Genomic DNA, 13,059 nt, shown 5'->3' on the forward strand with positions numbered 1-13,059 from the left:
TTTGACATCACAGGTCGCTCAGTCCTTTCGCGAGCATCATGGCGCCGAAAGCGCTCAGCAGGACCGCGAAAATCGGTCGACGGCGGGCGCACAACCAGCCGTGCATCCCCATGACGACCACCCGGGTCTTCGCCGGGGCGATGACGTAGGCGATGAGCGGAATCTCGGTGATGGTGTAGGCCACCAGGGTGAAGACGAGCGCGGCCGCGACCTGTGTGCCGACCGCGGCCCCGGAGGCGAGAATGACGAGCATCGCCCCCCAGAACTCCAGCAGCTGTGTCGATGTGCACAGTCCGGCGACGAAAGGCATCCCGAGCGACTTGCCCTCGAGCACGGCCGTCCAGGACAGCCGCGGAAGTGTCAAGCGGGACAACCCTTTCGACGGTTCGCACGGTTCGCACGGTTCGCACGGCTCCAACGGCTGCGGGAGCGGCTCGCCGGCGGGCAGCAGCGCGTACGCGGTCTGGCGTACCGGACGGGGCCGCACCAGCATCGCCGCCGCCGAGATCGCGAGGATTCCGAGGACGATCTGGGTGGGCGGAACCGCGGGATGCGTTGCGACCGAATGAACCAGTCGGACCACGGGAATCAGGAAGTCGTGCAAGAGAAACAAGGCGGCCAGGGCGGCGCCGAGACCGGTGGCCATCAACCCACACCAATAGGCCAGCAGATTCGACAGCGGTCGTGGACGCGATATCAACAGGGCCATGATCCCGATCCGGACCGGATCCTGGGCGGCGACGATTCCGAACAGCAGCACGGCGCTCCACATCAGGCGACCCGCCTCAGCTTCGCCGCATCTTCCAGCAGGTCGGCAGTCGTTCGCACGCTGATGTCGGGTGGCGTCAGCCGGCCCGCGATCGTGCGGGAATTGGCGACGTGCTGCGGGGTGAGGATGTCGCGCAGATCCGCGGCGAGCGAGCGACTGGTGGTGGCCGAAAAGCGCCGGGCCGAACCGACTTTGAGACGTCTGATCTGAGCGGCCCAAATCGGCTGGTCGGCGGTGACCCACAGGATCAGCGTCGGGATCCCCGCGCGAAGACCGGCGGCAGTGGTACCCGCGCCACCGTGGTGCACCACGGCGCGACACTTCGGAAAGATGCTCCGATGGTTCATCGCGTCGACGATCATGACGCGGTCAGTGCGTAAACGCTCGTCGAAATAGTGTGCGCCGGAGCAGATCAACGCGCGCTCACCCAACTCCGCGCAGGCGTCGCCGATCATCCGTACCGTCGCGTCGAACGATCGCACCGGCATGCTGCCGAATCCGAAGTAGATGGGCGGCGTCCCCGCAGCGCACCAGTCCGCGACCGCGTCGTCGGCAGCCGTCGGCACGTTCATGGTCAGTGCACCCACGAACGGCCGCCGACCGGCGCCCCGGCTCCATTCGTCCGACAGACCGGGAAAGAACAGGTCGTCGTACGCCTGGATTTCCAGGGACCCGCGTTCGACGATGCGGCGTGTCGAGGGCCCGATCGCCTTGGGCAGACCCAGTTGTCGACGCTGGTCGTCTTCCGTCGGCTTCGTCATGCGCCAGTGCGCCCACCACAGCGCCGAAATGCCCGAGCGGATCAACGGCGAGGGGATCGCCGGCAGTATGTGGCTGTTGACGCGCACCGGAAAGCAGTGCAGTTCCGCGAGCGGAATGCCGTGGTATTCGGCCGCATTGACGGCGAGGCCCTGCTGGACCATGCCGGTCAGCAGCAGATCGGTTCCCGCGGCGAGCGTGGTCAGCGTCGTGCCCATCTCGGCCCAGACCTCGCCCAGATAATGCTTGCCCGCGCGCACGATCTTGACCGGAGTCCTGATGTCCCAGAAGTTGCGGATGAATTCCTCTTCGTTGACCGCTTGCGAACTCGGGCCGTAAGCGACCGCGGTGAGCCCGGCGGATTCGGTGAAGCCGATCATGTTGGGCGGGACGGCCATTCGAACCTCGTGACCACGGCGCTGCAGTTCGAGCCCGATGGCGGCGAACGGTTCGACGTCACCACGGCTGCCGTGGATGCCCAGGGCGAATTTCATCGGTCGAGCCTCCCTCCGACGCGCCGGTTCAGAGCCACCGCCACCACGGCCCGTGGCGGTTCGGTCGCGCGCCGGTTCTCGGCGGGGGGTATCGACGTCTCGTCGGTCTCCGGAACGTCGGGTGCCTCGTCCGGCGCCTCCGCCGCGAGTTGCTTCGCCAGGCGTCGCTTGGCCGCGAATGTCGGTGTCACGCGGCTTCGCAACCGCGCCAAGCGGCTACGCCGCGGCCGGGCGAGACGCTTGCGACTATGCGACCGGGACGGCCACCAGTTGCCCTTGCCCACCAGCGTGGCGATCGCCGGCACCGTGACCGTGCGCACCAGGAAGGTGTCGAGCAAGATTCCGGTGCCGAGAACGAAGCCGGCCTGCACCATCATCGTGATGCTGGCGAACAACAGGCCGAACATCGACGCGGCGAAGATCAGCCCCGCGGCGGTGATCACGCCGCCGGTGGCGCCGACCGTTCGGATCACTCCGACACGGATGCCGTGCGTCGACTCGTCGCGGATGCGGGATATCAGCAGCAGGTTGTAGTCCGCGCCGACCGCCACCAGGATGATGAACGTCAACCCCGGCACGGTCCAGTGCAACTCCTGGTGTAATCCGAACTGGAACACAATGGTGCCGATGCCTAGCGCGGAGAGATACGACAGGATCACTGAGCAGATCAGGTACAACGGTGCGACGATCGCCCTGAGCAAGCCGATCAGGATCAGGAAGACGATGACCACCGTCGTGATGATGATGAAGTTGAAGTCTTTGTTGTAGTAGTCGCGAGTATCCCTGAGCCCCACTGAGATTCCGGCCATCGATACTCTCGCATCGGCGAGGGTGGTGTTGGGCTGGGCCTGCCGCGCCGTGTCGAGGATCGAATTGACCTGATCCATCGCGGCGATGCTGAACGGATTCAACTTCGTCTGCACCAGGTACCGCGCGGCGTGTCCGTCGGGGGAGACGAAGATTCCGGCCGCCTTCTTGAAGTCGTCTCGGGTGAGGACCTGTGGCGGGATGAAGAAGCCGGCCATCGGTGGCGCGTTGGCGCCGTTCTTCATTGCCATCAGGAAGCCCGAGGCGTCGTTGAGGCCCGCGCCCATTTCCTTGGTCTGACCGACCAGTAGCGCGACGGCGTCGGCCAGTTTCCGGCTGCCGTCGGCGAGTTGGTTGGCGCCGTTCTGCAGATATGCCAGTTTCGCCGACAGGCCGCCACCGCCCAGCACCTGTGTCGCGCTGTTGAGCTGGTTGACCAGTTGCTTCAACTTGTCGGTCGTCGCCCCGAGAGTGTCTGTGCCCTGGGCCGATTCGAGCTTCTTCGACAGTTCCGCGACGCTGGTGAGCTCGCCACTCTCGTGCGCGTCGGCAATGCGCTGCAGCTGCGCACGAGCGGTGACGCAGTTCGGGTCGAGCGAACACACCGGGGTCGCGTCGAGCGCGTTGAGGATCGGGCGCGCGAGGCTGGCGACATTGTTGACGTCGACGATGTTCAGGTCGAGGTTCTGGCCCAGCTTGTGCATGTCGGTGATCAGCTTGGCGGCGTCGTCGAGCTGGTTGAGGACCTTCTGCCCGCCGAAATTCTTCTGTAGGAATGTCAGCGAATCGACCAGGCCGGTGATGTTGGGCAGCGCCTGATCGACCTGAGAACGCAAGTCACCCAGCGCATTCGCCAGCTGGTTGGCGCCGTCGGTCATGGTGTCGAGATCGCCGGTGTGGCCGTTGATCTGTTGCGACGCGTCACCGAGCTTGTTGCCGACTTCGCCGGCCTGCCAGGCCAATCGGGCCTGTTCCAGCGACTCGCCCGTCGGCCGGGTGATGCCGCGGACCATCGCGACGTTGGACAGCTGGCTCACCCGCTGGGCCATCTGCTCCAGGTCGGCCAGCATCTTGGGGTCGCGCATGTCCCGGGGCGACTGGATGAACAGGTACTGCGGAATGATGGTGTCGAGTGGAAAATGCTGCGCCATCACGTCGTATCCGGCCGCGCTCTCGACCGAACTCGGCAATGTCTTGCGGTCGTCGTAGTTGTAGTGCGCATAACCCGAGCAGACCGCCAGGGTGATCAGGATCAGCAGACTCGCAACCAGGTGGATCCTGGGACGGCGCACGATTCGCACACCCGATGTTCGCCAGAACCGCGTGGTCAACTCGCGGCGCGGCTTGATCCATCCGCGCCGTCCCGCGAGCGTCATGATGGCCGGCAGCACCGTCACCGCGGCGAGGAATGCCACCGTGACGGCGATCGCCAGGGCCGGCCCCACCGTCGAGAACACCGGCAACTTGGTGAAGACCATCGCGACAAAGGTCACCGCGACCGTGGCTGCGGAGGCGGCGATGACCTTTCCGATCGACCCCAGCGCATGTCGGATCGCTTGATCGGAGTCCTCGCCGAGCCTGACGTAGTCGTGATATCGGCTGATGAGGAAGACGGCGTAATCCGTGCCGGCGCCGTACACGATGCCGCTCATGAACACCATGGTCTGGGCCGAAACACCAAGGCCCAGCAGCGCCAATCCGGCGAGCACTCCCTGCGCCGTCACCAACGATATGCCGATCGTGATCAACGGCATGAGCAAGGTCAGCGGATTGCGATACACGATCAGCAGGATCAGCAGAACCATGATGCCGGTGCCGATTTCGATCACGTGCATGTCCCGCTCGCTGATCATCGTCAGGTCCGCGGCGGTGGCCGCGGGTCCGGCCAGATGCGCGGTGAGCGTCGATCCCGAGACCGTCTGCTTGATCAGCTTCGAGGCATTCTGGAAGGCCACCCCACCTTCGGCCGACCCCGCGTGACCGGCCAGGGCGATGGGCAGATACCACGCCTTCTTGTCCTTGCTGGACAGCACCTCGCGGACCTCGGGGGAGCCGAGAAAGTCCTGCAGCGACACGACATCGGCGGTGTCCTGCCGGAGTTTCTCCACCAATGTGCGGTAGGTGGCCTCGTCGGCCGGGCTGAGGTCCTTGTCGTCGGTCAGCACGGCCAGTACGACGTTGTCGGTTCCCTTGTCGTGGAACGCCGCAACCATCTCGCGGGCCGCCACCATCATCGGTGCGTCGTCGGGCATGATCTGCGCCTGCTTCTGCCCGATCACGACCGCCAGCGGCGGCAAGCCCAGCGAGACGCCCGCCGCCAGCGCGAGCCACAGCGCGATGACCATGAACGGGTGGCGCGTGACGACCCTGCCCAACTTCGGGTAGACGCCCGTCGCCGCGGGTGGGTCGATCACATCCGTTCGCGGCGACATCGGGCGGGCTACCTCCGGAATAGCTTGTGGTGCAACGGGTTCATCAGGCCGACTGGGTGAGCGCAACCTCGCGGATCGGCTCGGCCGAGTAGCGTCGCTCGGCCACGCGCACGTACACCGACTTCAGCAGCGTGAGGAACTGGGTGACCGACTCACGGGCGACCGGGTTGTCCGGGAACAGGACGACCGCGCGGGTCTCGTTCTCGAGCCGGGTGACCCGGATGTCGAACTGCGCGGGCGCCCCACCGTCCTGGAAGATCCGAGCGTTGAGGCCCTCCAGCTTCTCGGTGACCAGAGCCGAAAAGGGCGGAATACCAAGGTCGATGTGGAACATCAGCGGCACCCGGCGATCCGGTCGCTGTAACCACGGGGCCAGGTCGAGGACCCGTGCGAAGGGGACTTTGGCGAGTTCACGGCCCGAGTCGAACGATGACTGCGCGGCCCGCACGGTCTCGTCGAATGATCTCGGGCTGATCGGAACCGTGATCGGGACGAAGCCGGTGATCCAGCCCGACGTCATGAAATCTTCGGGCGTGCTTCGGATGTCGGTGACGACGTATCCGTAGTAGGTGTCGACGCCGTTCAGCTCGCGTTCGGTCAGCGCGGCGCAGGCGAAGACGCCGCCGCTGAACCGGGCGCCCGCCGACACGCAGACGGATTCGAACGCGGCGGTCTGCTTCTGGTCGAGCAGAGTCAGGCTCATCAGGTCGCAGATGCCGGATCCGTCACCGAGCGACACCGGGCAGTCCGGAAGTGTTCCGGAGTTGCTCTCGAAGTACTCGATCCACGCCTTCACCTCCGGTGACTCGACCGTGAGCGACGACAGGTACTGGTGCTGGCGGTCGCAGTAGTCGAGATAGCTGCCCGCCTTCGGCAGGACCAGCGGCGCCCCACCGCCGGCCAGGGCGGCGTACTGCATCTGGATCTCGGGCAACAGCACGCTCGGGTAGGTCGCGTCGATGTTGATGTGATCGATCGATATGCAGAACGTGAAGTGGTTCGGGTGCTGGATGATCATGAAGCGGAAGCTGTCCCACTGCAACGGATCCGGCGTCGCCATCGCCAGGCTTTGCAACTCGTCCGGCGTCATCTCCCCGTGCTTGATGGGGACGAACTTGATCGCGGCGGGGTTGTCGATGGTCCGCCGGACGATGTCCTCGCCGGAGTACTCGAACCAGCTGTGGAACGTGTCGTGACGTTTGAGGTGGGTGTTGATCACGTGCGTCATGGCGCGGACGTCGCATTGCCCGGGGATCTCCCAGGTGGCAATGCAGAGCCGTGACATGTCGACACCCTTGGCCGCGAAATCGAGCCAGCTGCGCAGGTGCTCGGCCTGCATGTAGCTCGGTGGCGTCGGGTTCGCCGGCGCCTCAGCGGCTTTCGTGAGTGTCGCGGGGGTGGGTCCCCACGAGACGACCGAGCCCGGGTCCGGCACCCAGTCGTACACGCTCTTTACGGTTACTTTTCCTACTTCGAGCATTGTCGCCTCCCTAATACGTTGTGAGTGGATACGAAGTCGTCATCAGCGGTCCGTCACGCGGGCATCGCCTCCAAGTCCGACAACTCGTCGCACAGGTGGCCCGCCAGCCCGCGGACCGTGGTGATGTGGTACGAGCTGATCCGCACGCCCGTCTCGGTTTCGATGCGGGTACGCAGTTCGAGGTTCCCCAACGAATCCAGCCCGTACTCGGCGAGCGAACGGTTGGGGTCCACGCTGCGCCGCAGGATCAGGCTGACCTGCTCCGAGACCAGTCGGCGCAACCTGTTGGGCCACTCGTCGGTCGGAAGTTCCTCTAGTTCGCCGCGGAATTTGCCTGCCTCCGTGGCACTTTGGTCAGCGGACTGGAGAGCTTCGGCGAATCGGCTGCGCTGTGCCAGCGCGGTCAGCCACGGTGTTCCGGCGATCGAGATGTATCCGGTGTAGGCACGATCGTGGCGCAGTAGCGACTGGAACGCGTACGCGCCCTCCTGCGGCGCAATCATCGTGGTGTCACCGGTTTCGGCCAAGCCCGCGCCGCGCCCGATCTTGTCCCACGCCCCCCAGGCGATCGCGGAGGATGGCAACCCCTGAGCGCGCCGCCAGTGCGTGAACGTGTCCAGCCAGCTGTTGGCGGCCGCGTACGCGCCCTGTCCGCGCGAGCCGAGCAGGGCCGCGGCCGACGAGAACGAGCAGAACCAGTCCAATGGCTGTCCGATCGTCGCGCGGTGCAGCTGCCATGCGCCGTAAACCTTTGGCGCCCAGTCACGGTCGATCAGGTCGTCGGAGATGTTCGTCAGCGTCGCGTCCTCGACCACGGCCGCGGCGTGAAGCACCCCGCGCACCGGCAGGCCGGTCGCCGTCGCGGCCAGCACCAGCCGCTGCGCGGTGTCGCGGGCCGTCACGTCACCGGGTTCCACTACGACGTCGGCTCCCGTTGCGCGGATCCGGTCGATCGCCTGCTGTGCCGCCGCGTCCGGTCCAGACCGGGAACTCAGCACAATCCGGCCGCAGCCCGCGGCGGCCATCTCCTCGGCCAGGAACAGCCCCAGTCCGCCGAGGCCGCCGGTGACCACGTATGCGCCGTCCGCCCGGAAGGGACGAGCGTCGGCCGGAGGTATCAGCGCGCTGCTGACGCCGGTGCGCGGAACGTCCAGTACCAGTTTTCCGGTGTGCTCGGCCGCGCTCATCATTCGGATGGCGGTGGCCGCGTCGCCGAACGGGAGCGGCGTGAATTCGGCCGGCGGCAGGTCGCCGTCCGCGACGCGGTGAAAGACGGTGCCGAGCAATTTCCCGATGCGCTGGGGGTGCGTCTCCGACATCAGCGCCAGGTCGACGTAGTGGAATGCCAGGTTGCGCCGGAACGGGTACATGCCCAGACGGGCGTTCGCGTAGACGTCGCGCTTGCCGATCTCGACGAATCGCCCTCCGTCGGCCAGCAATTCGAAGCCGGCGCGCTGGGCGGCGCCGGTCAGCGAGTTGAGCACGATGTCGACGCCGTATCCGTCGGTGTCGCGGCGGATCAACTCGGCGAAGTCGGTGCTGCGCGAGTCGTATACATGGTCGATACCCATGCGGTGCAGCAGTTCCCGGCGCTGCGCGCTACCCGCCGTCGCGAAGATCTCGGCGCCGGCGGCCCTAGCGATCGCCACCGCGGCCTGGCCCACGCCACCGGTCGCCGAGTGGATCAGCACCCGGTCGCCGGCGGCGATCCTCGCCTGGTCGTGCAGGCCGTACCAGGCGGTGGCGTGGCCAGTCGACACCGCGACCGCCTGGTGATCGCTCAGTCCGACGGGCAGCGTGACGGCGACTCGAGCATCGCAGGTGACGAACGTCGCCCAGCAGCCGTTTCGCGAGAACCCGCCGACCCGGTCGCCGACCTCGTGGTCGGCCACCCCCGGCCCCACCGCGGTCACGACGCCCGCGAAGTCCACGCCCAATTCGGGTTCGCGCTCGTCGATGGTGGGGAACCGGCCCATTGCCATCAAGACGTCGGCGAAGTTCAGGCTGGACGCCGTGACAGCCACCTCGATCTGCCCCCGTCCCGGCGGAACGCGATCGAACGCAACGCGTTCCAGCGTCTCGAGGTCACCCGGCACCCGAACTCTCAGCCGCACACCAGCTTCCGCGTGCTCGACCAGCCGCGGTAGCCGCTCGTCTGGACGAAGCGGACCGGGCCGCAGGCGCGCCGCGTACCACTGCCCGCCGCGCCAAGCCGTCTCGTCCTCGTCGGCGCCGCTGAGCAACTCGCGCGCCAGTTCATCGGCAGGGGTGTCGTCGTCCGCGTCTATCTGGGTGACCCGCAGATGCGGGTTCTCCGCTCCGACTACCCGGAGCAGGCCACGAAGCCCGGCCTGCTCCAGGTTCAGCGCGCCGTGCGGCACGACGAGTTGCGCACGCCGGGTCACCACGAACAGTCGCGGCGACGATCCGGGTAGCTCCGTCAGTTCTCGGGCGATGCGCACCAGGTGGCGGACCTGCTCGCGCCCTTCGGTCAGGCTCTGTTCGTCGGTGACCCCGCGCCGTGGCGGCGTCACGACGACCACGCCGGCGAACTCGTGTGCGCGTAGGCAGTGGGCGAGCTGTTCGGCGATGCGCGGGTGAGCGGACCGCGGCGACCACGTCACGGAGGTAACGTCGCCCGCGCGTACGGCGATCGTGTCGCCCAGCGACGTCGTCAGCGGATCTGCGTCATCGGAGGTGTTGACCAGCAACCAGTTTCCGGCCGCTGCTGGGTCGGACGCGGGCAGCGACCGCGGTTGCCATTCGATGGTCAGCAGGCTCTCACCGAGCAGGCGATCGCGGTGAGCGCTCTCCGAGACTCCGGTGCCCATCTGCAGTCCACGCGCGGTGAGCAGCACGGTGCCGTGCGCGTCGACGAGATCGAGGTCGGCGTCCAGGCAGGTACCGGATGCGGTCACCCGCGCGTAGCAGTAGCGGGCGTCGCGAGTCGGTCCGTACTGGCGCAACCGGCGCACGCCGAGTGGGAGCAGCAGGCCGCCGTTGCCGATGTGGCGCGCGCCGGGATGGGCGGCGACGGATTGGAAGCAGGCGTCGAGCAGCGCGGGGTGCACTCCGAACGCATTCTGGCCCGTGCGAACCGAATTGGGCAGGCCGATCTCGGCGAAGATGGTCGCCCCCGCCCCATCGCCGGTGTGCACGGCGGCCAGGCCGGTGAACGCAGCCCCGAATTGGATGCCGCGTCGGTCGAACGCCTCGCGGACGTCCGCGCCATCCATCCGAACGGTGTGAGCGGCGCGTAGTGCGGGCAGATCGTGCGCGGGTGGGCGGTCGTCATCGATCGCGGCCAGCACGGCCGAGGCCCAGCGGGTGTGGGTACCCTCGGTGTTGGATTCCACGGAAAAGGTTGCCGCCGTAGGGGTCTCGAGGGTTGCGACTGCCCCGACGGTGGTGTCGGCATCCAGCAGCAGCATCTGCTCGAAGCGGATGTCGCGGACTTCGCCGGACTCCCCGAAGACCGCGCGGGCGCCGGCCAGGGCCATTTCGCAGTAGGCGGCCCCGGGCAAGGCGGCCACCCGGTTGATTTGATGATCGGACAGCCACGGTGACCCGGCCGTCCCGACACCGGACTGCCAGACGTGCCGTTCGGGCTCCTCCTGCAGTCGGACATGGGGGCCGAGCAGCGGATGGACGGCGACCGAAGCGCCGCCCGCGCCCGGCGACTCCCGCGGGGTCAGGATCAGCCGGCGATGCGTCCAGGTCGGTAACGGCGCATCCACCAGGCGTCCGGTCGGATACAGCGCCGCGAAGTCCAGCGCCGCGCCCGCCGCGTAGAGGTCGGCCAGTAGGCCGCGCAACCCGTGCGGCATCGGTTGCTGCCGACGCATCCCGGCCAGTGCCGCCGCGGGCGTCTCGAGGTGCCGGGCGGTCTGCTCGACCGCCCGGGTCAGAAGCGGGTGCGGCGACAATTCGGCAAACACCCGGTAGCCGTCCTCCAGGGCGGCCTGGACGGCAGCGCCGAATCGCACCATCTGCCGGAGGTTTTCGACCCAATAGTCGGCGTCGCAATACGGCTCGTCGCGTGGGTCGATCGAGGTGGCCGAGTAGTAGGGGATGGTCGGCGACATCGGTTCGAGGTCGGCCAGGACCTCGGTCAGCTCGTCCAGAATCGGGTCGACCTGAGGGGAGTGCGACGCGACGTCGACCGCCACTTCGCGGGCCATGACGTCGCGGGCCTCCCAGCCGGCGACGAGGTCGCGGACCGGGGCGGTCGCGCCACCGATCACCGTGGATGTGGGGGAGGCCACCACGGCGACCACGACGTCGTTGATCCCCCGATCCGCGAGTTGCGAAAGCACCTGCTGCGCAGGGAGTTCGACGGACGCCATGGCGCCACCGCCCGCCAGGCGCAGGCACAGCCGGGCTCGCCGGCAGATCACCCGCACGCCGTCCTCGAGCGACAGCGCGCCGGCGACGACCGCGGCCGCGACCTCACCGAGCGAATGCCCGATGACCGCGCCAGGTACCACGCCGTAGGACGTCATCGTCGCGGCTAGGGCGACCTGCATCGCAAAGATCGTCGGCTGCACGCGGTCGATGCCGGTCACCGTCTCGACTGAGGTCATGGCCTCGGTCACCGAGAAACCGGACTCCTCGGCGATCAGCGGCTCCAGCCGCGCGATGGTCGCGGCGAAAACCGGCTCGCCCGAGAGTAATTCGGCACCCATCTCGGCCCACTGCGAACCCTGCCCGGAGAACACCCAGACGGGCCCGCGGTCGTCGTCGCCCAGCGCGGGTTGATACGGCAGATCGCCCCCGGCAATATCGCGCAGCTCGGCGGCCAGCTCCGGCAGGTCGGCCGCCAGCACTGCCGTGCGGACGGGTCCGTGTGCGCGGCGACGTGCCAGCGTGTACGCGGCGTCGCGGAGGGTGACGTCCTCCGCGTGGCGGTCCACCCAGTCGGCGAGTCGCTCGGCCGTGGACCGCAGCGCATCGACCGATGTCGCGGACACCGGGACCAACAAGGGTTCGCGCGTAACCGAATCGACTGCGACACCGTTCCGTTCGGCGGTCGCCGATGTGGCGTCGGCCGCCTGCTCGATGATCGCGTGCGCATTGGTGCCCGACATGCCGTAGGAGGACACCGCGGCGCGGCGCGGACCCGTGCCGTCGCCTGGCCAGGCCGTGAGATCCTGCGGCACAAACAGATTGGTGTCGATCCGGGCCAGATCCTCGGGCAGTTCCGTGAAGTGCAACATCCGTGGGATGGCGCCGTGCTGCACCGCAAGGATCGCTTTGATGAGGCCCACCGTGCCCGCCGCGGATTCGGTGTGGCCCAGATTGCTCTTGACCGAGGCCAGCGCGCAGGGACCGTCGACGCCGTAGACCTCGGCCAGGCCGCGGAACTCGATGGGGTCCCCGACCGGGGTTCCGGTGCCGTGCGCCTCGACCATGCCGATGCTGGCCGCCTCCACCCCGGACGCTTTCAGGGCGGAACGGTAGGCGGCGACTTGCGCATCCATTGACGGCATGGTGATGGTGTCGGATCGGCCATCCTGATTGGTTGCGGTGCCGCGGATTACGGCCAGCACCCGGTCGCCGTCCCGGATCGCGTCCGGCAGTCGCTTGAGCAACACCATCGCCGATCCCTCGGCGCGGACGAACCCGTTGGCCTTGGTGTCGAAGGACTGGCAGCGCCCGGTCGACGACAGCATGCCGATCGCCGACATCGACGCGTTCAATCGCGGCTCCAGCATCAACATGCAACCGCCGGCCAGTGCGAGGTCGCTCTCGCCCTCGTGCAGGCTGCGGCAGGCCATGTGCACGGTCACCAGGCCTGACGAGCACGCCGTGTCCATGGTGACGGCGGGACCGCTGAGCCCCAGCGTGTAGCTGATCCGTCCGGACGCCATGCTGAACGCGGTGCCGGTGTATCCGTACGGCTCCTCCAGCGCGCCCGCGTCGCCGGTGACAAGCGTGTAGTCGTCGTGCGCCAGACCGACGAAGACGCCAGTCGCAGAGTCCGCGAGCGTGGCCGGATCGACCCCGCCGTGTTGGATTGCCTCCCAGGATGTTTCGAGCAGCAGCCGATGCTGTGGATCGATTGCGGTTGCCTCGCGGTCGCTGATGCCGAAGAACTCCGAGTCGAAGCCCGCGACGTCGTCGAGGAATCCGCCCCACTTGGTCACCGACCGGCCCGGCACGCCCCGCTCGGGGTCGTAGCGGCTCTCGGCATCCCAGCGCTCCGTGGGGATTTCGGTGATCAGGTCGTCACCGCGCAGCAAGGCATCCCAGAGCCGTTCGGGGGAGTCGATGCCGCCGGGGAGGCGGCACGCCATCCCAATCACCGCGACGGGCGTG

Annotated in this window: 5 protein-coding genes; all 5 read right to left on the bottom strand. The window is 67.5% G+C overall.

The window, feature by feature from the left end:
* Window positions 1–7 precede the first annotated feature (7 nt).
* On the bottom strand, window positions 8–772 hold the full coding sequence (locus PT015_RS04275; protein ID WP_285189045.1) for a GAP family protein: 765 nt from the start codon (window positions 770–772) through the stop codon (window positions 8–10).
* A complete protein-coding gene (locus PT015_RS04280; protein WP_285189046.1) occupies window positions 772–2,022 on the bottom strand; it encodes a glycosyltransferase in 1,251 nt (416 codons plus the stop codon). Before PT015_RS04280 ends, PT015_RS04275 begins: the two co-directional genes overlap by 1 nt.
* Window positions 2,019–5,261, bottom strand: a complete 3,243-nt coding sequence (locus PT015_RS04285; protein ID WP_285189047.1) for an MMPL/RND family transporter — start codon at window positions 5,259–5,261, stop codon at window positions 2,019–2,021. Before PT015_RS04285 ends, PT015_RS04280 begins: the two co-directional genes overlap by 4 nt.
* Window positions 5,262–5,304: 43 nt before the next feature.
* Window positions 5,305–6,708, bottom strand: coding sequence for a condensation domain-containing protein (locus PT015_RS04290; protein ID WP_285189048.1), 1,404 nt, complete (start codon window positions 6,706–6,708; stop codon window positions 5,305–5,307).
* An 86-nt stretch (window positions 6,709–6,794) separates the two neighbouring features.
* A complete protein-coding gene (pks2, locus tag PT015_RS04295; RefSeq protein ID WP_285190918.1) occupies window positions 6,795–13,037 on the bottom strand; it encodes a sulfolipid-1 biosynthesis phthioceranic/hydroxyphthioceranic acid synthase in 6,243 nt (2,080 codons plus the stop codon).
* Between the last annotated feature and the right edge of the window lie 22 nt (window positions 13,038–13,059).

Source organism: Candidatus Mycobacterium wuenschmannii (assembly GCF_030252325.1).
In the GTDB taxonomy this organism is placed as follows: Bacteria; Actinomycetota; Actinomycetes; order Mycobacteriales; family Mycobacteriaceae; genus Mycobacterium; species Mycobacterium wuenschmannii.

Coding starts and splice junctions, on each gene's coding strand:
- PT015_RS04275 (WP_285189045.1), bottom strand. CDS start 772: ATGTGGAGCGCCGTGCTGCTGTTCGGAATCGTCGCCGCCCAGGATCCG.
- PT015_RS04285 (WP_285189047.1), bottom strand. CDS start 5,261: ATGTCGCCGCGAACGGATGTGATCGACCCACCCGCGGCGACGGGCGTC.
- PT015_RS04280 (WP_285189046.1), bottom strand. CDS start 2,022: ATGAAATTCGCCCTGGGCATCCACGGCAGCCGTGGTGACGTCGAACCG.
- pks2 (WP_285190918.1), bottom strand. CDS start 13,037: ATGGCGTGCCGCCTCCCCGGCGGCATCGACTCCCCCGAACGGCTCTGG.